The following is a 21894-nucleotide window of genomic DNA, read 5'->3' as shown; positions in this document are numbered from 1 at the left end:
ATGATCGCCGGCCCCACCCCTCGAATCGAAGGAGTCAATGACGATGAAGACGATCCAGCACTGGATCAATGGAGCGTATTACGAGGGCAGCCCGATCGGCCGCTTCCCCGTCGAGAACCCCGGCACCGGTGAGGTGGACAAGGAGCTGATCCAGGCCTCCGAGGCCGACCTCGACCACGCCGTCGAGGTGGCCAGGGAGGCCCAGAAGAGCTGGGCCGGTTACTCCCTGGCCAAGCGCACCGCCATCATGTTCAAGATGCGCGAGCTGGTTCTGGCCCACTCCGACGAGATGGCCCGGCTCATCGTCGAGGAGCACGGCAAGAACTACTCCGACGCCATCGGCGAGATCCAGCGCGGCCGTGAGACCCTCGACTTCTCCACGGCCATCAACCTGGCCCTCAAGGGCGAGTACTCGTTCGACATCTCCACCGGCGTCGATATCCACACCATCCGCCAGCCCGTCGGCGTCGTCGCCGGCATCTGCCCCTTCAACTTCCCCGCCATGGTGCCCATGTGGATGCACCCCGTGGCCATCGCCACCGGCAACGCCTTCATCCTCAAGCCCGCCTCCGCCACGCCGTCGGCGGCGCTGCTGACGGCCGAGCTCTACAAGGAGGCGGGCCTGCCCGACGGCGTCTTCAACGTCGTGTCCGGCAACCGCACCATGGTCACCAAGATCCTTGAGCACCCGGGGATCGACGCGATCTCCTTCGTCGGCTCCACGCCGGTGGCCCACATCATCCAGAACACCGGCGTCGCCAACGGCAAGCGCGTCCAGGCCCTGGGCGGGGCGAACAACCACGCCATCGTCATGCCCGACTCCGACCTGGACTTCGCCGCCCAGCACATCTCCGCCGCCGCCTTCGGCGCCGCCGGCGAGCGCTGCATGGCCCTGCCCGTCGTCGTGGCCGTGGGCGGCTGCGGCCCCGACCTCGCCCAGCGCGTCAAGGCCCACGCCGAGAAGATCAAGGTCGGTTACGGCATGGACGAGGGCGTCGAGATGGGCCCCGTCATCGACGCCAAGTCGAAGGAGTTCATCATCGGCCTCATCAACGAGGGCGAGTCGAAGGGCGGCCAGGTGGTCCTCGACGGGCGCGCTCTGGTGATCCCCGGTCACGAGAACGGCCACTTCCTCGGCCCGACCATCGTGGACAACGTGCCGCTCGACTCCGACCTCTACCGCGAGGAGGTCTTCGGCCCGGTGCTGTCCATCGTCCACGCCGACACCTACGACGACGCCATCAAGATCGTCAACTCCTCCCCCTTCGGCAACGGCTCGGCCATCTTCACCAATGACGGCGGTGTCGCCCGTCGCTTCCAGCTCGACGTCGAGGCGGGCATGGTCGGCGTCAACGTGCCGATCCCCACGCCGGTCGCCTACTACTCCTTCGGGGGATGGAAGGAGTCGCTGCTGGGCGACACCCACATCCACGGCCCCGAGGGCGTCAAGTTCTACACCCGCGCCAAGGCCATCACGTCCCGCTGGCCCAGCGAGAAGACCTACGCCGCCACCATGTCCTTCCAGCGCGAGGAGTGATGGCGCGCTGAGAACGGATCCGGGGCGGCGCGCTCCGGCCGCGGGGCCGCCGGGCCTGCGGGCGGGACGCGCCGCCCCGGGGCATTCTCGGGCAACTTTGTCCGCACAAAACCTTCCCCTGTGACGGCGGGGGCTGTATGCTGAGCATGGTTCCGAAACGATTCGGAACATCCGTTGCGAAGGAGCACCACGATGTCGACGACGACAACGAACTCGAAGGCTGTCAACACCAACGACCCGAAGTACTCGAAGCTCACCATTGGCGTCTGCCCGGACCAGTGGGGAGTCTGGTTCCCCGAGGACCCCAAGCAGATGGATCCCCGCCAGGCCTGGGAGGAGATGGCCGAGGCCGGCTTCGAGGTCATCGAGACCGGTCCCTTCGGGTACTTCCCGACCGACCCCAAGGAGCTGCAGAAGTGGTGCGACGACTTCGGCATGCGCGTCGTCGCCGGCACCGGTTGGGGGATCCTGCACAAGCAGGAGGCCTGGGAGACCACGTTGAAGACCTTCCGCGCCATCGCCGAGACCCACGCCGCCGTCGGGGCGGAGTACATCGTCCACCTGCCCCCGCTCTACCGCGATGACAAGACCTGGGAGTGGACCGACGACCGCGTCCTGAGCGATGACGCCTGGAAGCTCTACGTCGAGCACGCCAACGCCCTGGGCCAGATGCTGCTGGACGAGTACGGCCTCAAGATGGTCCTCCACCCCCACGGCGACTCCCACATCGAGACCCCCGAGGAGATCGCCCGGATCTTCGACGCCACCGACCCGACCTACGTCAACCTCTGCCTCGACTCCGGCCACGTGGTCTACGGCGGCGGCGACCCCGTCGAGCTGTGCCGGAAGTACCCCGAGCGCATCACCTACGTCCACATCAAGGCCTTCGACGAGGCCATCACCCGCGAGGCCCACGAGAAGGACTGGCCCTTCGGCGAGGCCGTCACCAAGGGCGCCTCGGTCTGCCCGCCCGCCGGCCTGCCCGAGATGCACGAGTTCGTCGACGCCCTGGCGGCCCTCGACAAGCCCATCTACGCCATCTGCGAGCAGGACTGCTACCCCTGCGACCCGTCCTTCCCCAAGGCCAACGCCATCAACATGCGCAAGTACCTGGCCGAGTGCGGCCTGGGACTGGCCTGACGGCGGGGCGGCACTCGATCCCTGTTCACCACAACCCCGTACCACGACTCTCAATGAGGAGAACACAATGACAGTCCGTATCGGCCTCATCGGCGCCGGCGGCATGGGCCGCGCCCACCTGGCCCGCATCCACGACGATCTCTCGGCCGGTGAGATCGTCGCCGTCGCCGACATCAACTTCGACGCCGCGAAGTCCGCCGCCGAGCCCTACGGCGCCAAGGCCTACGCCACCTCCGACGAGCTCCTGGGCGATCCCGACGTCGACGCCGTGCTCATCGCCACCTTCGGCAAGGTCCACGCCCCCGATGTCATCAAGGCCATCGAGGCGGGCAAGTACGTCCTGTGCGAGAAGCCCCTGGCCACCACCGCCGAGGACTGCATCGCCATCATGGAGGCCGAGCAGAGGGCCGGCAAGAGGCTCGTCACGGTCGGCTTCATGCGCCGCTTCGACGCCGCCTACAACGAGATGAAGGCGGCTCTCGACTCCGGCGAGCACGGCCAGGCCCTCATGGTCCACAACCGTCACCGCAACCCCTCGGTGCCGGAGAACTACACCTCGCGCATGGCCATCGACGACACCGCCATCCACGAGTTCGACACGATGCGCTGGCTGCTGGGCGAGGAGATCGTCAAGGTGCGCGTCGACCGACCCAAGTCCACCACCCACCGCTTCGACCACCTCATCGACCCCATCGTCGTCGTCGCCTACACCGAGTCCGGCGTGCGCATCGACGACGAGGTCAACGTCAACCTCCAGTGGGCCTACTCCATCGAATGCGAGCTCGTCCTCGAGACCGCCGCGGTGCGGCTGGGCGACCAGGAGAGGATCCACATCCGCGACTCCCACGGCAACCGCAACGCCATGTGCCAGTCGCATATCGACCGATTCCAGGCCGCCTTCAACCGCGAGGTCCAGGAGTGGATCAACGCGGTCGCGGAGGACCGTCACACCGGATCCACTTCCTGGGACGGCTACGCCGCGACCTGCGTCGTCGACGCCGCGGTGAAGTCCCACGAGGACGGCGGCTCGCCGCTGGTCGACGTCGAGCTCATCGACAAGCCGGCCTTCTACGCCTGAGCCCCGCTCCGCACCACACGAAGGAGACAAGGAACTCGACATGGTCGATATCGCGCTTGACCCCAACATGTACTACCGCACGATGCCCACGCCGCGGACCCTCCACAAGGCGGCCGAGCTGGGCTTCGAGCACGTGGAGCTCTCGCCGAACGCCGACTTCCACTTCTGGCACCACCGCCCGGCCGCCGATGACGCCTTCGTCGCCGAGCTGAACAAGGCCCAGAAGGAGACCGGCGTCAAGGTCCGCACCCTCAACCCCGTGTTCAACTGGTCCTCCCTCGACGAGCGCGAGCGGGCCGCCCAGGTGTCGAACTGGCGGCGCCTGCTCGAGCTCGCCGACGCCCTGGACGTCCGGGAGATCACCTCGGAGTTCTCCGGGGACCGGAACAACGCCAAGGGCAGCGAGGAGCAGTGGTTCCGCTCGATCGAGGAGCTCATCCCGCATTTCGAGAAGTACGGGATCCGCCTCAACATGGAGGCCCACCCCTACGACTTCATCGAGCTGCACGACGAGGCCCTGCGCCTCGTGCGCGCCGTCAACAAGGACTGGATCGGCTACGAGTTCTGCTGCCCGCACGCCTTCCACCTCTCCGACGGCGCGGGCGACGTGGAGCGCATGATCCGCACGGCCTCGGACGCGGGCAAGCTCCGCGAGGTCCACGTGGCCGACGTGTTCAACCACCGGGCCAACGACGGCAACCGGTACATCATCAACCCGCCGGGCGCCGATGTCACCGTGCACCAGCACAATGAGATCGGCAACGGCGAGGTCCCCTGGGACACCGTCTTCTCCACGCTGCGCGACGTGGGCTTCGACGGCGTGGTCTCCGTATGCGTCTTCGGCTGGCACGAGCGGGCCGACGACATCAACCGCGCTATGCTCGACCGGCTCAAGACCGAGCTCGGCTGAGCCCACCCGGGTCCGGCCCGCCCGGCGGGCCGGACCCGGGCCCTGGCGGTCTCAGTGCTGAGCCCGCGATACTTCAACCCAGGCCCGCACAGGCGCGGGCCGGTCCCGATCAAGGAGTACCACATCCATGTCCGATCAGACGACGTCGGTGGACTACTACACCCACGACAAGATCACGGAACTGGTGGAGCAGACGCCGCCATCCGGGAAGAAGCGCTCGCTGGGCGCGATCGCCATCGTCGCCACGCTGGGATCGCTGCTCTTCGGCTACGACACCGGCGTGATCTCCGGGGCGCTGCCCTACATGTACCTGCCCACCGATGCGGGCGGCCTGAACATCAACGCCACGGAGGAGGGGCTCGTCGGCGCCATGCTGTGCCTGGGCGCGGCCCTGGGCGCCTGGCTCGGCGGACGCCTGTCCGACATGTACGGGCGCCGCCACAACATCACCGTCCTGGCCATCGTGTTCCTCGTGGGCGCGCTGGGATGCACCTTCTCCCCGAACATCTGGATCCTCTACGTCTTCCGCGTCGTGCTGGGCTTCGCCGTCGGCGGCGCCTCGGCCACCGTCCCCGTCTTCCTCGGCGAGACGGCGCCCAAGCGCATTCGCGGCACCCTCGTCGCCCTCGATCAGATGATGATCGTCTTCGGGCAGTTCGTCGCCTTCTCCATGAACGCCGCCCTCGCCCAGGTGCACGGCGGCCCCGCCGTCCACGTCAACGGCGAGGAGCAGCAGTGGGACGCCGTCAAGCACACCGTCGACCTGGCGATGATCGACGGCGGCAACGGCGCGGCCTGGCGCTACATGCTCGTCATCGCCTCGCTGCCCGCGGTCTTCCTGTGGATCGGCATCCGCATGATGCCCGAGTCCTCCCGCTGGTACGTGGCGAACCTGCGCATCCCCGAGGCCATCGGCGCCCTCAAGCGAGTGCGCGACGAGGCCAAGGACGGCCCCATCGCCAACGAGATCGACGAGATGATCGAGGTCCAGCGCCAGGAGGCGGCGCAGGAGAAGTGGGGGCTGTCCCAGATCTGGGCCACCCCGTGGACCCGCAAACTGCTGTGGATCGGCATCATCCTGGGCCTGGCGGACCAGTTCACCGGCATCAACACCGCGATGTACTACACACCCAAGGTCCTGGCCGCCGCGGGCTTCTCCGTGACCGACTCGATCTCCCTCAACGTGATCTCCGGCGGCATCTCCTTCATCGGCTCTGCCGTGGGCCTGTGGCTGGTGACCAAGTTCGCCCGCCGCCACGTCGGCATCTACCAGGAGGCCTCGATCGTGGTCTCGCTGACGGCCCTCTCAGCGGTCTTCTTCTTCATGATCCAGCCCTTCCAGGACTCCGATGGCAACATCGACACCGGTGCCGCGGGCTTCAACTCATTCGCGCCGGTCCTCGTGCTCATCATCGTGTGCCTGTTCGTGTTCGCCAAGCAGTCCGGCACGGTGACCTGGGTGCTCGTGTCCGAGATCTTCCCGGCCAAGGTCCGCGGCACCGCGCTCGGCCTGGCGGTCGCGGCCCTGTGGATCGCCAACGGCATCGTCGCCTACATCTTCCCCGTCATGATGGAGTACATCGGCGCGGCGGGCACCTACCTCATCTTCGCCCTCATCAACGTCGGCTCCCTTCTCTTCTACATGAAGGTCGTGCCGGAGACGAAGTACGACTCCCTCGAGGAGCTCGAGATGCGCTTCGAGAAGGAGTACAGCTGATCGCCAGTCCCTCCCACACGCGTCCGGGCGCCGGGGTCACCCCGGCGCCCGGACCGCTGCGCCTGCGGGCCGGCGCCTGGCTGGCCGGCCTGCTGCTGGGCGCCGTCCACGGCGTCATCGCCATCAGCCTGGGCGCCCGAGCCGAGGGCGTGCCCGCGCTCGTCATCGCGCTCGGCCTGGGGATGGCCCTGGGCGCACTCGTCGCCCGCTGGCCGAGCGACCATCTGGGGCGCAGACCCGTCAACCTCGCCGCCGGGATGCTCATCGCCCCCGCGGCCCTGGGCGCCGCCCTCCTGCCCGGCCCCTGGTCGCTCGCGGGCGCCGCCATCGTGGGACTGGGCGCGGGGGCCCTCCTGCTCGTCCTGCCCCAGATCGCCCACGAGCTGTCCCTGCGCGGGCACCGCCGCCTCACCCCGCAGGCCTTCGCCCTCATCCCCGCCGGAGCGGCGGTCAGCGCCCTCATCTGCCGGTGGTCCCCGGACGCGGTCATGACCGCCTGGCTCCTCGTCCTGACCCTGGGGGCGACTCACGCGCTCCTGGCCGCCGGCCTGCCGGAATCCCCGGTCTGGAACGCCTCACGAGGGCGCCTCGAGCACTCCATCGCCGCCCTCAAGGCGCTCCACGGCCCCCTGGAGGCCGCCGTCGCCATCGACTGGGTGCGCCTCGACGCCGAGATGCTCGCCGAGCAGCAGCCCCTCACCGGCGCGGACCTGCGCGTCCCCCAGGTGCGCGGCGCCGTGCTGACAGGCTTCATCCTCGTGCTCGCGCGCGAGGCGCCCCTGGGCGCCGCGGCGCTGGTACTGGGACTGCGCGCGGTGGCCGACGCCGTCGGCGCGAGCACGGCCCCCACGGCATGGGCCCTCGCCCTGGCCGTCGGCTGGATCGCCGTCTCCGCCCTGGCACTGCTCCTCGTCCTGAGGCTGGACGGGCTGCGATTCGCCAGGATCGTCCTCGGCGTGGCCCTGGCGACCCTGGCCGCGACCGTCCTCGTGGCCAGCGCCTCGGCGCCCCCGGGGGCCGGGCGGGGCGCTGGGACGGCGCTGGGCCTGCTCGGGCTCGTCGCCGCGCAGTGGATCGGCCTCGAGCCGGCCTGCCGGGGGGCGATCGACCCCAAGGTGCCGCCGTGGCTCGTCGCCGCGCAGCGGCGCGCCACCGCGCTGGGGGAGTCGCTCGCGCGGTTCGCGACCATCCTCGTGCCGATCATCGTCGTCCAGGAGCTCGGCGCGGTGATGGCCGCCTACGCGCTGCTCGGCTTCGAGGCCGTGGTGCTCGTCGTCGTCCTCCTGCGACTGCCGCGCAGCGTCAGCGGGGGATGATGCGGCTCCGGAATACCGGGGCTCGGGCCATTAGTCCCTCGATAAATGTCCGGACAAATAAGGTAGGCTGGGAGCGCATGCCAACGAGGCCGGCCATCGCGCGGCGGGCCTGCCACCACCGAAAGAGGTTTGCGGTCATGACCAGCAACGACGCAGTCCAGAACCCTGACATCCCCGATACCATGCGCGCGGCCGTCCTGCGCGACACCGCCAAGGGCCTCGAGGTCGAGACCCTGCGCACCCCCCGGCCCAAGGCCGGCGAGGTCCTCATCAAGGTCGCCGCCTGCGGCCTGTGCCACTCCGATCTCCACGTCATCGGCGGCGCCATCGCCTTCCCCCTGCCCGCCGTCCTCGGTCACGAGGTCACCGGCACCATCGTCGAGGTGGGCCCCGGCAATGAGCACACCGGCCTGGCCGTCGGGCAGAACGTGGCCGGGGGCTTCCTCATGCCGTGCGGGCAGTGCGATGCCTGCGCCGAGGGGCATGACGAGCTGTGCGGCCCCTTCTTCGAGCTCAACCGCTTGAAGGGCGTCCTCTACGACGGCACCACCCGACTGGCCACTCCGGAGGGCGAGAGCGTCGCCATGTACTCCATGGGCGGCCTCGCCGAGTACGCCGTCGTGCCGTCCACCTCCGTGGCCGTCGTGCCCGACTCCATCGACATGGTGCCCGCCGCCATCCTCGGCTGCGCCGCGATGACCGGCTACGGGGCCGTGCGCCGCGGCGCGGACCTGCGCTTCGGGGAGACGGTCGCCGTCGTCGCCACCGGGGGAGTGGGTACGAACATCGTGCAGATCGCCCGTGCCTTCGGCGCCAGTCAGGTCATCGCCATCGACGTCTCCGACGACAAGCTCGCCCCCATGGCGGGCTACGGCGCCACCGCCGTGGTCAACTCCGCGACCCACAACGCCCGCGAGGAGGTCCTCAAGCTGACCGGGGGCAAGGGCGTCGACGTCGCCTTCGAGGCCCTGGGCATCCCCGCCACCTGGACCACCGCCCTCGACGTGCTGGCCGACGGCGGCCGCATGGTGCCGATCGGCCTGGGCGCCGGCGTGCAGACCGCGGGTGTCGAGATCAACCGCACCGTGCGCCGCAGCCAGAAGATCCTCGGCTCCTACGGCGCCCGTACCCGCCAGGATCTGCCGGCCGTCGTCGACCTCGCGGCGCGCGGCGTCATCAACTACAAGGACGTGGTCTCCCAGCGCTTCCCCCTGCAGGAGGCCGGGGCCGGCTATGAGGCGCTGCGCAACCGTCAGATCCAGGGGCGCGCCGTCGTCGACATGTCCCTGTAGGGCTCCGCTCGGGGCCGCCGACCGATCGCACCGGTCGGGCCTGGAGCGCACGGATCCCCCGGCACCGGTGAGGCGCCGGGGGATCCGCTGTCTGTCGGGGCTAGGCCTCAGCGGGCGAGCAGGTTGACGCTGGTGTAGACGCCAACCACGGCAGTGATGACGCCCAGGGCGGCGGAGGTGAAGAGGATCGCCGGGCTGGCGGTGATGGCGCCGATGGCGGCCATGAGCAGGATCGTGGTGGCCACGGCGATGATGGCGATGGCGAAGGTCAGACGGTCGGCCTCCGTGGCCGTCCGGGTGGCGGCGGGGGCGGTACGGGCCGGGGTGGCGGCCTGGGTGGACTCGGCAGTGCGCTCGAGGGTGGTGGTCATGATGATTCCTTCTGACTGTGCGGTCTGTCTGTGCGCCGCGCAGGGATCCTCATCGGCCTTCGGGCCGTGCGTCCCTGCACGGTCCTTGTGCATCCGGGTTGCCCCGGGGTGGGGGATCGGCTCCCCCGCTGGTTGATAATCTAGGACCCTCATCCACCGAATGTCTAGACAACTGTATGTGACGTCGATCGTGTGATGGGCGCCACCGGTGCGGGACGCGGCTATCCTTGCCCGGTGACCACCCACTCCACCGCCCAGGCGACCGACGCCGTGGCTCCCGCGGGCGCCCCGGGCCCCGTCCTCGTCGTCGACTTCGGCGCCCAGTACGCCCAGCTCATCGCCCGCCGCGTCCGCGAGGCCTCCGTCTACTCCGAGATCGTCCCCCACACGATGCCCGTGGGGGCCATGCTCGCCAAGCGCCCCGCGGCGATCATCCTGTCCGGCGGGCCGTCGTCGGTCTACGAGGAGGGCGCGCCCTCCATCGACCCCGCGATCTTCGATGCCGGGGTGCCGGTCCTCGGCATCTGCTACGGCTTCCAGACCATGGCCCAGGCCCTCGGCGGGGCGGTGGGCCGCACCGGCACCCGCGAGTACGGGCGCACCGACGCCGCCGTGACCCCCGAGTCCTGCCTCTTCGCCGGCACCCCCGCCGAGCAGGCCGTGTGGATGAGCCACGGCGATGCCGTCCAGGCCGCTCCCGAGGGCTTCGCCGTCACCGCCTCCACCTCCCAGACCCCCGTGGCGGCCTTCGAGGATCGGGGCCGCCGCCTCTTCGGCCTCCAGTGGCACCCCGAGGTGCTCCACTCCGAGCACGGCCAGGCCGCCCTGGCCAACTTCCTCCACGCGGGAGCCGGGATCCCCGGCACATGGACCGCCGACAGCATCATCGACGAGCAGGTGGCCCGGATCCGCGAGCGGGTGGGGGACGCCCATGTCATCTGCGGGCTGAGCGGGGGAGTGGACTCCTCGGTGGCCGCCGCCCTCGTCCACCGCGCCGTGGGCGACCAGCTCACCTGCATCTTCGTGGACCACGGCCTGCTGCGCGCAGGGGAGCGGGCCCAGGTGGAGACCGACTACGCCGAGGGCATGGGCATCCGCGTCATCACCGTGGACGAGTCCGAGCGCTTCCTCACCGCGCTGGCAGGCGTGAGGGAGCCCGAGGCCAAGCGCAAGATCATCGGCCGGGAGTTCATCCGCTCCTTCGAGGCCGCCCAGCGCCGCGTCGTCGAGGAGGTGGGCGCCGCCGGCGGCCAGATCCGATTCCTCGTTCAGGGCACCCTCTACCCCGACGTCGTCGAGTCCGGCGGTGGTGAGGGCGCCGCGAACATCAAGAGCCACCACAACGTGGGCGGCCTGCCCGAGGACCTCGACTTCGAGCTCATCGAGCCCCTGCGCGAGCTGTTCAAGGATGAGGTGCGCGCCATCGGCCGCGAGCTGGGGGTGCCGGAGAAGATCGTGGCCCGCCAGCCCTTCCCCGGGCCGGGCCTGGGTATTCGCGTGATCGGCGAGGTCACCCGCGAGAACCTGGAGGTGCTGCGCGCCGCTGATGCCATCGTCCGCGAGGAGCTCAGCGCCGCCGGGCTCGACGGTGAGATCTGGCAGTGCCCCGTGGTGCTGCTGGCCGATGTGCGCTCGGTGGGCGTCCAGGGCGACGGGCGCACTTACGGCCACCCCGTGGTGCTGCGGCCCGTGAGCAGTGAGGACGCCATGACGGCGGACTGGACGCGCCTGCCCTACGACGTGCTCGCCCGCATCTCCACGCGCATCACGAATACCGTCCCCGAGGTCAACCGGGTCGTGCTGGACGTCACGAGCAAGCCCCCTGCCACCATCGAGTGGGAATAGGTTCTCGGCGGTTGGCCGGTTCTTCAGCCGCCCGCTCGTTGGTGATCACCGGCCGCGCAGTTCGTCGCGTCTGAGCTCGACGATCCGCTCGACGAGCGCGTATGTCAGCTCCAATGCCGCCGGCATGACAGCCAGGTCCTCGGGGCGGAGTGCTCGGGCCGCATCGCAGACTCGGGTGCACAATGGGAACGAGCAGCAGACAGGCGGGCAGGAGGCGCGTCATGGTCCGGGCAACGGTGCGGGAGAGGATCGAGGCTTACGCGTGTGAGCGCTTCGGCGTGGAGGCCGAGCAGCTGCCGTTCGATCGCGAGGATTACGCGGTGCTGCATCACCGGGACAGCGGCAAGTGGTTCGCGGTCCTCTTCGTGAAACCGCGTGCGGTGCTGGGCCTCCAGGGCGAGGGCGATGCCGAGGTCATGAGCGTCAAAGTGCCCGATCGGGGCCTGGCCGACACGCTCCTTCAGCAGCCCGGCTACCTCAGGGGCTACCCGAGTCCCCGCTGGCACTGGGTGTCGGCCGTACTCGACGGTACGGTGCCGGTGGACGACCTGGTGACGTGGCTCGAGGACAGCTACCGGGCCACGAGCAGGGGCGCCAATTCGAAGGTGCCGCTCCCCAGGAGGGACGGATAGGGCGGCATCCACGTCGACAACGCCACCGCGCACGTGCACCTGGACTTCGCCGGCCTGGCCCGGGCCATCCGCGACCTGCGCACACGGCAGGGCCGAGAACGTCGTGGGAAGGTCCCGGACTGTCGGACCACGGGCGCCGGGGCGTCCGGGTGTCATCCGGCCCACCGGACGGCACCCGCCTCAGTCGCCCGGCACGAACCGCCCCAGGTTGGCCTCCTGCTCCTCCAGGGTCATGGTGAAGTAGCGCACGCCCTTGTCGAGCCGGGCGATCCGGGCCATCTCCTCGTCGGTGAGCGCGAAGTCGAAGATGCCCATGTTGTCGGCGATGTGGGCGGGGCTCGTCGACTTCGGGAAGATGACGTTGCCCTCCTGGATGTGCCACCGCAGGATGACCTGGGCGGGCGTCTTGCCGTGCGCGGCGCCCAGCTCGGCGAACAGGGGCTCGGAGAGCAGCCCCGCGTCGCCGTGGCCGAGGGGGTACCAGCTCTCGATCACAGTGCCGTAGGGGGCGACACGCTCCTTGAGCGCGTGCTGCTGGTAGTAGGGGTGGCATTCCACCTGGAGCGCGGCCGGCTTGATCCGGGCGGCCTCGCAGACCTCCTCGAGGCGGTCGCTCTCGAAGTTCGACAGGCCGATGGCGCGCACCGTGCCCGCGTCGACCGCCTCCTCCATGTCCGCCCAGGCACCCATGTAGTCGCCGAACTGCGGCATCTCGATCCCGTTGTTGAGCGTCACATAGGTCTGGTTCTCCAAGGCCATGATCGTGTCCTTCCACGTGGTGCTCTGCCGGGACGATTCTCCTCCCGCGCCCGCCGCTCCTCAACGGACGGTCGGAGCACGACGGTCGGCTTAACGGTCCACCGTCGCGCCCCGTGTACCGCGAAAAGGTCATCACGCGGGGCGGCGTCCCGACGACGGCGCGTGCCGGGACGAGGGCCCCGGGAGGCGGCAGAGGGGCGATGATGGGTCCGATCCGGAGGGAGGGGACGTCATGCGCGACAGACCCGACGACAAGCGCGTGGTGAGGACGATCCGCGCCATCCACTCGGCGTTCGAGGAGATGCTCTGCGAGAGGGACTATCGGCGCATCACCGTGACGGAGCTGTGCGAGCGCGCGCTCGTGAACAGGAAGACCTTCTACCGCTATTACGAGGCCATGGACTCCCTGCTCGACGAGTTCCAGGAGGACATGGTCTCGGGCTACCTCGCACGCGTGGAGGGGCTGCGGCTCCCCGAGGACCTGGACGCGATCACGCACGAGTTCTTCACCTTCGCGCTCCAGCGCGGAAAGGTGTTCGAGCACCTCACCTGCGACGTCTCCCACACGGCCCTGCAGCGCCGGATGACGGACCTGGTCATGTCCCGCTACGCCGGCGAGGCGTCGACGGACGCCGAGCGGTCACTGCTCCTCGCCTTCGTCACCGAGTCGACGCTGGCGATCTACCGGCAGTGGATCGCCGACGGCAAGGCACTGCCCGCTGAGAGGGCCGCCGACATCGCCACCCGGCTCGTGTGCCGCGGTGCCGCCGGACGGTGAGGCGCGCGACGCCCCGGGCCCGCCGGGGCGCGGTTCAGGCAACCGGCTTCGTGCCGGACTCCTTGGTGAGGAGAAGGGAGAGGACCCCCGCCGCGGCGAGGAACGGACCGGAGAGGAAACCGAGGATCCCCACGCCGGTTCCGCTGAACGTGAGGGCGCAGCCCGCGGTCACGATGACGGTGAGGACGGTCCAGTCGCGACGGCTGAAGGTCACGGTGCCGCGGTGGTACGTCGAGAGCAGGAACAGGCTCAGGAAGAAGACCGACAAGGCGAGGGCCGCGATGGCGCACACGGCCGCCGTCGGCCGGGGGTCCTCGAGGAGCAGGTTGAGGCTCACGGTGAACAGGTTGACGGCGATGACGATGAGGAAATGGCAGTAGATCATGTGCAGACCACGCCTCACCTGTCGGTGCTCCACCAGGTCGTGCACCTGGACGACGTAGCACCCGAACAGCGCGATGACGCAGGCGAAGGTCATGATCGAGGCGGCCCCGAAGCCCGCCTCGTCGAAGACCTCCGCGACGGTGACGACGGTCTGCCCGAAGGTGATGATGGTGATGAGCTCGAAGCGCTCGGACAGGTGGGGAAAGCTGATCATCGACAGGTCGAGGCTCGCCGCGCGGTCCACGACCGCCGGACCGAAGATGCCCACGAGAATGGTGAGCATCGAGGCGTTGAAGCCGACGATCATCTGCGACCAATCCTCGGAGATCGTGTTCGACATGAACACGGCCGCGCCCATGTTGACGACCAGTCCCGCGTTCTCGTACCAGCGGGCGCGGCCGAAGCGGTTGACGTAGTTCGTCATGTACATCCACGCCTGCAGCTCGATTGGGAGACCGGCTGCTCGCGGATCTCGCCGGCGCTCGTCCCGGGCGGAGCCGCCTTCTCCCCGTCCTCCACGGTGGTCGGGTCCGCGGCGCCGGTCTCCCGACGGGCCGCGGGACGATCGGCGGCCGCTGACAGTAACATCCTCAGAGGATGCCCGCTCGACGACGAAGGAGACCCCGATGGACTTCTCTTCCACCATGCGCCCCGCCGACATGGAGCGCATCACCACCCCCGAGCAGGCCGATGCCTTCATCGTCGAAGCCGTCGACGCCGTGCGCGCGCAGGTCGGCGACGGCAAGGTCCTGCTCGCGCTGTCCGGCGGCGTCGACTCCTCCGTCGTCGCCGCCCTGCTCATCAGGGCCATCGGCAAGCGGCTCGTGTGCGTCCACGTCAACCACGGCCTCATGCGCAAGGGCGAGTCCGAGCAGGTCGTCGAGGTCTTCCGCGACGGCCTGGACGCCAACCTCGTCCACGTCGACGCCTCCGACCGCTTCCTGCGCCTGCTGGAGGGCGTGGCCGAGCCCGAGGCCAAGCGCAAGGTCATCGGGAACGAGTTCGTCGCCGTCTTCGCCGAGGAGGCCGCCCGGCTCGAGGGCGTCGGCTTCCTCGCGCAGGGCACCATCTACCCGGACATCCTCGAGTCCGCCGGCGGCGTCAAGGCCCACCACAATGTCGGCGGCCTGCCCGAGGACATGGACTTCGAGCTCGTCGAGCCCGTGAGGCTGCTGTACAAGGACGAGGTGCGCGTCGTCGGCCGACGGCTCGGCCTGCCCGCCTCGATGGTGGACCGCCAGCCCTTCCCGGGGCCGGGCCTGGGCGTGCGGTGCCTGGGAGCGATCACCCGTGACCGCCTGGAGGCGCTGCGCGAGGCCGACGCGATCGTCCGCGAGGAGGTCGAGGCGGCCGGTGAGGACATTTGGCAGTACTTCTGCGTCGTGCCGGACATGCGGGCCACGGGGGTTCGCGACGGCGCGCGCGTCTTCGACTGGCCGGTCATCATCCGCTGCGTCAACACGGTCGACGCCATGACGGCCGAGGTGCCCGAGCTGGGGTGGCCGCTCATGAAGCGGATGACCGCGCGCATCCTGGCCGAGGTCCCCGGCGTGTGCCGCGTGGCCTACGACCTCACTCCCAAGCCCGTGGGCACCATCGAGTGGGAGTGAGGCCCACCCAGCCGTGGTGATGGCGGCCGGCGCACCCGTAGGAGGGCGCCGGCCGCCGCCGTGCTCGGACGGCGGCCGGGATTCCCGTGGGCGCTGCTGAGCGCGGCGTCTCGAAGCGATCTCGTTCAGATTGCGGTATGGCCATGTGGGCGAGGGGCTCCCTCGGGGGGAGGGGACAATTCCTGAGAGTTCATTCTTCCCGAGATCGAACACAGGAGTTCCCATGTCGTATTCTTCCCAATACCCTGCGCCCATTCAATCAGGGCCGCCCCGCAGGAACACCCTCGGACTGGTCGCCATGATCCTGGCGATCGTCGGCTTCATCTTCGCCTGCGTCCCAGGAGCGCTCATCATCGGCTGGGTGCTGCTCCCGGTGTCATTCATCCTCGGGCTGGTGGCGCTCTTCCGAAAGGGTGAGACACACTGGCAGGCCATCACCGCCGTCGTGCTCGCCGTCGTCGGCACGATCGTCGGCGTGATCGTCTTCATCGCCTTCGTGGGCGAGGCGGTTGACGAGGCACTCTCGACCTCCGCGTCCGCAGCGGCCTCCAGCAGCGCTGGCGAGAATGACGTCGCCGCTTCCGCCGCTGACGGCGAGGCCGCCTCGGGCGCCGCTGGGACCACCCGGGAGAACCCGCTCCCGATCGGCACGGAGATCTCATCCGAGGATTGGAAGATCGTCATCAATTCCGTGACGTTGAACGCAAATGACCAGGTGGCAGCCGCGAATGAGTTCAACAACCCGCCTGCTGAGGGGAACGAGTACATTCTCGTCAACTACACCATGACGTACACCGGAGATGACCCCAGCGGGTCGATGCCTCTCGAGAGCGTCGAGTACGTCACCCCTGCCGGAGTCTCCATCGACAGCACGAGCACATTCGCCGTCGCCTCCGATGAGATCGATACGCTGACCACGCTGTACAACGGAGGATCCGTCACGGGGAGCACCGTTCTCGAGGTTCCGTCCGACGGCATCGAGAACGGGGTCATCTCGGTGCAGCCAGGGCTCCTCTCGGACAAGATGTTCGTGAGTGTGAAGTAGTTCGACGCATTCACTGGCGGCTCTCATGCCGCACCCGGCGGCCGGGTTGCCCGTGAGGGCGCCGTCGAGGACGGCGCTGGGCTCATCTTGGGCATCGCCTGCGCCGTCGTGAGCAGCGCGGGGCCGTGTGCGGCATCGCTTGGCCGTCCGGAGCAGCGCGGGGAGCGCTGCTCCGGACGGCCCACTGCTGCTTTGGACGGCCCAGCGCTGCTCTCGACGCGGGGCCCGGGGACAATCGGGGACGCGCCCCCGGGGACCGTGCACGCGCCCCCGGGGCACGCCCACAACCCCAACACACGGCGGCAACCCGGACGACGACCAACCCGACCAAGACACCCACAACCAAAGAACACCCCGCAAACCTCCAGCCGTGGTCGAGAACGATGCACCCGGGGAGCGGTCCGCTACTCTGCGGACAGACACTCCGACCTCGTGCTCGCCCGCGCCCCATCAAGGAGGAACCATGCCCCGAGTCCTCATCGTCTCCGGCCACACCGGCCAGGGAGGCTCCGTCGCCAATGCCACCATCCTCGACGAGCTCTCCGCCCGGCTGCCGGGCGCCGTCGTCGATCCCCTCGCAGACCTCTACGGGGATGACTTCCGCATCGACGTGACCGCCGAGCAGTCGAAGCTCGAGGCGGCCGAACTCGTCATCCTCCAGTTCCCGGTCTTCTGGTACTCCATGCCCTCATTGCTGCAGCGCTGGATGGAGCAGGTCTTCGTCCACGGCTGGAGCCACGGCTCCACAGGGGACCGCCTGCGCGGCAAGGGACTCGTCATCTCGCTGACCACCGGCGCGCCCGCGCCCGCGTACGCCCACGACGGCGGCACGGGGCACACGATCGAGGAGCTGTGCGCCCCGATCGAGGCCACCTGCCGGCTGGTCGGCATGGACATCATCGGCACGATCTGGACCGACGGCGTCTCCTACCAGTCCCGCACCGACCCTGACGCGCTGGCCGCCATCAAGGACCGCGCCGCCGAGCACGCCGAGCGCGTCGTCGCCCTCGTCGAGGGGCGCTGAAGCGCCGGCGGCCTCAGCGCGCCCCGGGTTGGGAACGTGCGGCGGGGTTGCCGACGCGCCCCCGGGGCGCGTCCACAACCCCGGGGCGCGTCCACAGCCCCATCACCGAGGATGAGGCGGTCTCCTGCACGGCCGATATCCCTCCCCATCTGCGACGCTGGAAGAAGTGGTGGCCATTTCGCAAATCACGGCCGAGGGGCCCTGGCAGGGCCTGGCACTGAGACCTCGCATGGGGGAATGTGGGGACGCGAGCGCCCCACCGCGGGGACGGCGAATCGGGACCGCAGCTCGGCTCGCAGGAGGAGAACACCATGGAGCACACGACGCTTGGAACCACCGACATCACGATCCCCCGGCTGTGCATCGGCGGCATGAGCTTCGGCGAGGTCTTCCCCGACTTCCACCAGTGGGTGATCGGCCCCGAGGAGACTCGGGCCGTCATCGCCCGGGCCCTCGAGCTCGGCGTCAACTTCATCGACACCGCCAACGTCTACGCCCACGGCACGAGCGAGGAGTACATCGGCCGGGCCCTGAAGAACCTCGGCGTCAATCGCGGGGACGTCGTCCTGGCCTCCAAGGTCTATTTCAACGAGGGCCACCTGAGCGCTGGGGCCATCGAGCGGGAGATCGCCGGGACCCTGGAGCGCCTGGGCACCGATTACCTCGACCTCTACATCATCCATCGCTTCGACTACGCCACCCCCATGGAGGAGACCATGGAGGCCCTCGACCGGCTCGTGCGCGACGGCCGCGTGCGCGCGCTCGGCGCCTCGGCCATGTACGGCTACCAGCTCCACAACCTCCAGGCCATCGCGGACGAGCACGGCTGGACGCGCTTCTCCTCCCTGCAGAACCACTACAACCTGCTCTACCGCGAGGACGAGCGCGACCTCATCCCCGTGGCCCGGCAGTTCGGCATGTCACTGACCCCCTACAGCCCACTCGCCTCAGGGCACCTGACCCGGCCGACCTGGGACTCCGACTCCGTGCGCTCCGCCACCGACGGCACCATGCGCGCCAAGTACGACCGTGATCGCGAGATCGACATGCCGATCATCGAGCGCGTCGCAGAGGTCGCGCGCCGCCACGAGGCGCCCATGGCCGACGTGGCTCTCGCCTGGCAGTGGGCCAAGGGCGTCGCCGCCCCCATCGTCGGCTGCTCACGACCCGGCCGCGTCGACGACGCCGTCCGCGCCCTCGACCTGACCCTGACCGACGAGGAGGTCGCCTACCTGGAGGAGCCCTATGTCGCCCACGACGTCGTCGGCGCCCTCCAGCGGCCGGGCGAGCGGCCCGCCCCCGGCTCGACGACGAGGGCCTGAGGCGCCCCTGCGGCACTTGACGGCCCATCGCCCCAGGAAGGAACACCACCATGGCACTCGCACCGCAGGCCCAGGAGACCTTCACCCGCCTCTTCGGCGCCCCGGCCCAGCCGCACCCCACCGACCCCGAGCTCTACGAGATCCTCCAGAACCAGATCTTCGGCGAGGTCTTCTCCACCGGGGTCCTCACCGACGTCGAGCGCGAGATCATCACCGTCACGGTCCTGGGCTGCCTCCAAACCCTCCCGCAGCTGCGCGCCCACGCCGCCGCCGCGCTCAATGTCGGCGCCACCCCGCTGCAACTGCGCGAGGCGCTCTACCAGTGCGCGCCCTACATCGGCTACCCGCGCGCCCTCAACGCCGTCGCCGCCCTCGACGAGGTTCTCACCGAGCAGGGCATCGAGCTGCCCCTGCCCGACGCCGCCACCGTCGCGCCCGACGACGCCGAGGCGCGCCACTCAGCCGGCGCCGCCATCCAGGAGCCCCTCTACGGCTCCGAGATCAAGGAGGTCCTCGCCTCCCTGCCGGCCCCCTTCGACGCCGCCGCCCCCGAGCTCGTGACAACCGCCTGCTTCGGCGATTACTACAGCCGCGGGGTCCTGACCATCGCCGAGCGGGAGATTATCGGCCTCGTGGCGATCACCGCCATCGGGGCCACCGCCCAATTGGGCGCGCATATCGCCGGCGCAGTGCGCGCGGGCAACAGCCTTGAGCGCGTGACCGCCGCGCTCGTCCAGGCCCTGCCCTACGTCGGAGGCCCTCGGGCCATGTCCGCGCTCGTCCTCGTCGCCCGCTACGACGAGAGCGCCTCCCACGAGGCCTACCGCTGAGCGCGGCCGGGATGAGGCGCCCGTGGCCCCGGCAAAGGCGGGTGAACCCGTCCTCGCCTGTCACCTGATGCGAGTGATGAATCCGTTGACGACGCTGTAGGAGCGCTCCTCGCGCCGAGGATCCCTGGAGGAATCCATGTCGCCGCCCGAGGAGGCGGGCGCTGTGGCCGGGGCAGTCGTGGCGTACAGATCATAGGTGTAGGCGTAGGTGAACGTGAGCGCGACGGTCCCATCACCCACCGCTGCGAAGACGAATCTCGTCGTCCCGCCGACGCCCGACAGCCCGGCCTCGTGCTCATCGACGAGGTACTCCTTGCAGGCCTCCTTCAGGACCCCGGGCGCGCTCATCTCGTAGATCCACTGATAGGGGGTCGTGTTATTCGCCTTGAGGGCGACTTCGACTCGATCACCGCCCTCGGCCGAGCACGTCGGCGTCTCTCGCGGAACGATCCTCCTGGCCGGCGACGGTGATGCCGATCCGCTCCTGCGCGTCGGCCACGCCAATGGCGGCTCGCCCTGCGAGTCCCCGCATCCTGCGAGGACCGCCGCGGGCACGGCCATGAGCAGGAGCGCGGCCCGGCGGCGGCTGGGACCGGGGGATCTCCGGGAAGGGATGGGGGACATGCTCTCTCCTGGGCCGACTCGTCGTGCGTGGAGCAGAATGGCGCTGAGCGCGGCGCCGGGCAAGGGGCGGGGCTCCCCGTCGCGGCCCTAGGATGGGTCGGTGACCCCGGCATCCTCGAATCCCACTGCCCTCGCCACCCGCGCCCTGGAGCTGGTCGTGGACGGGCAGCGGCTCGGCGGCGCCGCCTACCTGCCCGCCGGGCCCGGCGGGCAGCCCCTGCGCGGTTCTCACCCGCTCGTCGTGTGCTGCCACGGCATGGACGGCTCCTGGATGCGCGTGGCCCCCATCGCCCGGCGCCTGGCCGCCGCGGGCGCCATCGCCGCCTGCCCCGACTTCCGGGGCGGCGGCGGGAGCGACAACGGCGGTGACCCCATGGCGATGACCCCGCTGACCGAGCTCGCCGACCTGCTCGCCGTCATCGACGCCGCGGGCGCCTGGCCCGAGGCCGACTCCTCCCGCATCGCTCTGCTCGGGCTCTCCCTGGGCGGGGCGGTCGCCGCGCTCGCGGCCGCCCGGCGCCCCACGCAGATCGGCGCGCTCGTCCTGTGGTACCCGGCCCTTCAGCCCGGAGCCGGCCTGCGCGCCCGCTTCCGGAGTCCGGCCGAGGTCCCCGACCGCTTCGAGCACAGGGGCAGCCGACTGTCCAGGGCCTACGCCCGCGACGCCTGGGGCATCGACGCCGTCACCGAGCTCGCCCGCTACCCGCGCCCCATCCTCCTCGTCCATGGGGATCGCGATGAGTCCGTCCCCCTGGCGCTCTCCCAGCGCGCCGAGCGCGAGTTGCGCGACGCCGAGCTGCGCGTCATTCCCGGCGCCGGCCACGGCTTCGGCGATGAGCGCTGGGAGACCGCCGTGTCCGCCAGCGCCTCGTTCCTGGCCTGGAACGGGATCCTCGAGGACTGAGTCCGGGCCGTGCCCGTGAGCGGGAGTAGCCTGGGGGCGCGGCGCGGGAGCCGCAGCAGGACAGTCGAGCGCGCGCCGCGCGCGGGAAGGAGCAGCGCCATGGCATTCGAGGCGAAGACCGATAAGCGGGTGGCGGCCCTCATCGCACCGGGACTGGAGGAGGTCGAGGCGCTCGCCGTCGTCGATGTGCTCTACCGCGCCGGCATTCCCTGCGACATGATCGCCGTCGCCGAGGAGCGCACCGTTGTCTCCTCCCATGAGATCACCTTGACCTGCGCGAAGACGCTCGCCGAGACCGACCTGGACGATTACGACCTCCTCTTCCTGCCCGGCGGGATCCCCGGTGCCCCCAACCTCAAGGCCAGCCGGGTCGTCACCGAGGCCGTCACCGAGCGCGTGCGCGCCGGCCGCCCGGTGGCCGCGATCTGCGCCGCCCCCTCGATCCTCGCCGAACTGGGCCTGCTCGAGGGGCGCCGCGCCACCTCCAACCCCGGCTTCATGCATGTGCTGGAGGAGCACGGCGCGATCACCAGCCAGGACAGCGTCGTCGTCGACGGCGCCATCCTCACCAGCCGGGGCATGGCCACCGCTGCCGAGCTCGGCTTCGAGATCGTCCGGCACTACCTGGGCGACGCCGCTGTCGAGGCCGTGGCGAGCGCCGTCGTCAGCGCCGCCGATGTCAGCCGCGGATGACCGCCGTTCAGGGATGATCCCTCCGGCCCCGATGCGGCATGATCGCGATGACCAGGAGGGTCGCGCCCAGGAGGCCCAGGACC

At 69.8% G+C, this 21894-nt stretch carries 21 protein-coding genes; 17 read left to right on the top strand and 4 right to left on the bottom strand.

Annotation, left to right across the window (positions count from 1 at the left end; translation table 11 throughout):
• The first annotated feature begins 43 nt into the window (after positions 1-43).
• The 7 genes from B1H55_RS09435 (at position 44) to B1H55_RS09405 (ending at position 8990) form a co-directional block, all read left to right on the top strand.
• Positions 44-1537: a CoA-acylating methylmalonate-semialdehyde dehydrogenase gene (locus B1H55_RS09435; RefSeq protein ID WP_073451388.1), complete on the top strand. Its 1494-nt coding sequence runs from the start codon at positions 44-46 to the stop codon at positions 1535-1537.
• Positions 1538-1729: 192 nt separating this feature from the next.
• The gene (locus B1H55_RS09430; RefSeq protein WP_073451387.1) at positions 1730-2677 is read left to right on the top strand and encodes a sugar phosphate isomerase/epimerase family protein; all 948 of its coding nucleotides are present in this window, start codon (positions 1730-1732) and stop codon (positions 2675-2677) included.
• A 67-nt stretch (positions 2678-2744) separates the two neighbouring features.
• Complete coding sequence (locus B1H55_RS09425; protein ID WP_073451386.1) at positions 2745-3755, top strand: Gfo/Idh/MocA family protein; 1011 nt, start codon at positions 2745-2747, stop codon at positions 3753-3755.
• A gap of 40 nt (positions 3756-3795) precedes the next feature.
• Positions 3796-4665: a sugar phosphate isomerase/epimerase family protein gene (locus B1H55_RS09420; RefSeq protein WP_073451385.1), complete on the top strand. Its 870-nt coding sequence runs from the start codon at positions 3796-3798 to the stop codon at positions 4663-4665.
• A gap of 127 nt (positions 4666-4792) precedes the next feature.
• The gene (locus B1H55_RS09415; protein ID WP_073451384.1) at positions 4793-6382 is read left to right on the top strand and encodes an MFS transporter; all 1590 of its coding nucleotides are present in this window, start codon (positions 4793-4795) and stop codon (positions 6380-6382) included.
• 149 nt (positions 6383-6531) lie between these two features.
• Positions 6532-7698, top strand: coding sequence for an MFS transporter (locus B1H55_RS09410; protein ID WP_231952791.1), 1167 nt, complete (start codon positions 6532-6534; stop codon positions 7696-7698).
• A 137-nt stretch (positions 7699-7835) separates the two neighbouring features.
• Positions 7836-8990 carry a zinc-binding dehydrogenase gene (locus B1H55_RS09405; protein WP_073451383.1) on the top strand — a complete coding sequence of 385 codons (1155 nt, stop codon included), beginning with the start codon at positions 7836-7838 and terminating at the stop codon, positions 8988-8990.
• 107 nt (positions 8991-9097) lie between these two features.
• Here the strand turns inward: B1H55_RS09405 and B1H55_RS09400 are convergent, their stop codons facing one another.
• Positions 9098-9361, bottom strand: coding sequence for a hypothetical protein (locus B1H55_RS09400; RefSeq protein WP_077240452.1), 264 nt, complete (start codon positions 9359-9361; stop codon positions 9098-9100).
• Positions 9362-9595: 234 nt separating this feature from the next.
• On the opposite strand from B1H55_RS09400, the gene guaA (B1H55_RS09395) reads away from it, so the two are divergent.
• Positions 9596-11206, top strand: coding sequence for a glutamine-hydrolyzing GMP synthase (gene guaA, locus B1H55_RS09395; RefSeq protein WP_231952792.1), 1611 nt, complete (start codon positions 9596-9598; stop codon positions 11204-11206).
• Positions 11207-11388: 182 nt separating this feature from the next.
• Positions 11389-11838 carry an MmcQ/YjbR family DNA-binding protein gene (locus B1H55_RS09390; protein ID WP_077240451.1) on the top strand — a complete coding sequence of 150 codons (450 nt, stop codon included), beginning with the start codon at positions 11389-11391 and terminating at the stop codon, positions 11836-11838.
• A gap of 180 nt (positions 11839-12018) precedes the next feature.
• On the opposite strand, the gene B1H55_RS09385 is transcribed toward B1H55_RS09390, so the two are convergent.
• Complete coding sequence (locus B1H55_RS09385; protein ID WP_077240450.1) at positions 12019-12597, bottom strand: aldo/keto reductase; 579 nt, start codon at positions 12595-12597, stop codon at positions 12019-12021.
• Between the two features lie 232 nt (positions 12598-12829).
• On the opposite strand from B1H55_RS09385, the gene B1H55_RS09380 reads away from it, so the two are divergent.
• Positions 12830-13375, top strand: a complete 546-nt coding sequence (locus tag B1H55_RS09380; RefSeq protein WP_077240449.1) for a TetR/AcrR family transcriptional regulator — start codon at positions 12830-12832, stop codon at positions 13373-13375.
• Positions 13376-13409: 34 nt separating this feature from the next.
• Here the strand turns inward: B1H55_RS09380 and B1H55_RS09375 are convergent, their stop codons facing one another.
• Entirely contained in the window at positions 13410-14183 is a 774-nt protein-coding gene (locus B1H55_RS09375; protein ID WP_157750256.1) for a low temperature requirement protein A, read from the bottom strand.
• Positions 14184-14385: 202 nt separating this feature from the next.
• Between B1H55_RS09375 and guaA (B1H55_RS09370) the strand changes: the two genes are divergently transcribed.
• The 5 genes from guaA (B1H55_RS09370) (at position 14386) to B1H55_RS09350 (ending at position 19590) form a co-directional block, all read left to right on the top strand.
• Positions 14386-15369 carry a glutamine-hydrolyzing GMP synthase gene (guaA, locus tag B1H55_RS09370; RefSeq protein WP_077240448.1) on the top strand — a complete coding sequence of 328 codons (984 nt, stop codon included), beginning with the start codon at positions 14386-14388 and terminating at the stop codon, positions 15367-15369.
• 223 nt (positions 15370-15592) lie between these two features.
• Positions 15593-16414 (top strand): DUF4352 domain-containing protein, encoded by an 822-nt coding sequence (locus tag B1H55_RS09365; protein ID WP_240494187.1) that lies wholly within the window; start codon positions 15593-15595, stop codon positions 16412-16414.
• 463 nt (positions 16415-16877) lie between these two features.
• Positions 16878-17438 carry an NAD(P)H-dependent oxidoreductase gene (locus B1H55_RS09360; protein WP_073451375.1) on the top strand — a complete coding sequence of 187 codons (561 nt, stop codon included), beginning with the start codon at positions 16878-16880 and terminating at the stop codon, positions 17436-17438.
• A gap of 311 nt (positions 17439-17749) precedes the next feature.
• The gene (locus B1H55_RS09355) at positions 17750-18760 is read left to right on the top strand and encodes an aldo/keto reductase (RefSeq protein WP_080461701.1); all 1011 of its coding nucleotides are present in this window, start codon (positions 17750-17752) and stop codon (positions 18758-18760) included.
• A gap of 50 nt (positions 18761-18810) precedes the next feature.
• Positions 18811-19590 carry a carboxymuconolactone decarboxylase family protein gene (locus B1H55_RS09350; protein ID WP_080461700.1) on the top strand — a complete coding sequence of 260 codons (780 nt, stop codon included), beginning with the start codon at positions 18811-18813 and terminating at the stop codon, positions 19588-19590.
• Between the two features lie 60 nt (positions 19591-19650).
• On the opposite strand, the gene B1H55_RS09345 is transcribed toward B1H55_RS09350, so the two are convergent.
• Complete coding sequence (locus B1H55_RS09345; protein WP_077240446.1) at positions 19651-20214, bottom strand: protease inhibitor I42 family protein; 564 nt, start codon at positions 20212-20214, stop codon at positions 19651-19653.
• Between the two features lie 100 nt (positions 20215-20314).
• Between B1H55_RS09345 and B1H55_RS09340 the strand changes: the two genes are divergently transcribed.
• Complete coding sequence (locus B1H55_RS09340; protein WP_096519406.1) at positions 20315-21118, top strand: alpha/beta hydrolase family protein; 804 nt, start codon at positions 20315-20317, stop codon at positions 21116-21118.
• A gap of 99 nt (positions 21119-21217) precedes the next feature.
• Positions 21218-21811, top strand: coding sequence for a DJ-1 family glyoxalase III (locus B1H55_RS09335; RefSeq protein ID WP_080461699.1), 594 nt, complete (start codon positions 21218-21220; stop codon positions 21809-21811).
• The last annotated feature ends 83 nt before the right edge of the window (positions 21812-21894 follow it).

The sequence above is a fragment of the Actinomyces denticolens genome (assembly GCF_002072185.1).
GTDB classification, from domain to species: Bacteria; Actinomycetota; Actinomycetes; order Actinomycetales; family Actinomycetaceae; genus Actinomyces; species Actinomyces denticolens.
This window is presented reverse-complemented; position numbering and strand designations above follow the sequence as displayed.

Bases quoted from the DNA above. Each gene is read 5' to 3' on its own strand.
- B1H55_RS09435 (WP_073451388.1), top strand. From the start codon at position 44: ATGAAGACGATCCAGCACTGGATCAATGGAGCGTATTACGAGGGCAGC.
- B1H55_RS09430 (WP_073451387.1), top strand. From the start codon at position 1,730: ATGTCGACGACGACAACGAACTCGAAGGCTGTCAACACCAACGACCCG.
- B1H55_RS09425 (WP_073451386.1), top strand. From the start codon at position 2,745: ATGACAGTCCGTATCGGCCTCATCGGCGCCGGCGGCATGGGCCGCGCC.
- B1H55_RS09420 (WP_073451385.1), top strand. From the start codon at position 3,796: ATGGTCGATATCGCGCTTGACCCCAACATGTACTACCGCACGATGCCC.
- B1H55_RS09415 (WP_073451384.1), top strand. From the start codon at position 4,793: ATGTCCGATCAGACGACGTCGGTGGACTACTACACCCACGACAAGATC.
- B1H55_RS09405 (WP_073451383.1), top strand. From the start codon at position 7,836: ATGACCAGCAACGACGCAGTCCAGAACCCTGACATCCCCGATACCATG.
- B1H55_RS09400 (WP_077240452.1), bottom strand. From the start codon at position 9,361: ATGACCACCACCCTCGAGCGCACTGCCGAGTCCACCCAGGCCGCCACC.
- B1H55_RS09390 (WP_077240451.1), top strand. From the start codon at position 11,389: ATGGGAACGAGCAGCAGACAGGCGGGCAGGAGGCGCGTCATGGTCCGG.
- B1H55_RS09385 (WP_077240450.1), bottom strand. From the start codon at position 12,597: ATGGCCTTGGAGAACCAGACCTATGTGACGCTCAACAACGGGATCGAG.
- B1H55_RS09380 (WP_077240449.1), top strand. From the start codon at position 12,830: ATGCGCGACAGACCCGACGACAAGCGCGTGGTGAGGACGATCCGCGCC.
- B1H55_RS09375 (WP_157750256.1), bottom strand. From the start codon at position 14,183: ATGACGAACTACGTCAACCGCTTCGGCCGCGCCCGCTGGTACGAGAAC.
- guaA (WP_077240448.1), top strand. From the start codon at position 14,386: ATGGACTTCTCTTCCACCATGCGCCCCGCCGACATGGAGCGCATCACC.
- B1H55_RS09365 (WP_240494187.1), top strand. From the start codon at position 15,593: ATGTCGTATTCTTCCCAATACCCTGCGCCCATTCAATCAGGGCCGCCC.
- B1H55_RS09360 (WP_073451375.1), top strand. From the start codon at position 16,878: ATGCCCCGAGTCCTCATCGTCTCCGGCCACACCGGCCAGGGAGGCTCC.
- B1H55_RS09355 (WP_080461701.1), top strand. From the start codon at position 17,750: ATGGAGCACACGACGCTTGGAACCACCGACATCACGATCCCCCGGCTG.
- B1H55_RS09350 (WP_080461700.1), top strand. From the start codon at position 18,811: ATGGCACTCGCACCGCAGGCCCAGGAGACCTTCACCCGCCTCTTCGGC.
- B1H55_RS09345 (WP_077240446.1), bottom strand. From the start codon at position 20,214: ATGTCCCCCATCCCTTCCCGGAGATCCCCCGGTCCCAGCCGCCGCCGG.
- B1H55_RS09335 (WP_080461699.1), top strand. From the start codon at position 21,218: ATGGCATTCGAGGCGAAGACCGATAAGCGGGTGGCGGCCCTCATCGCA.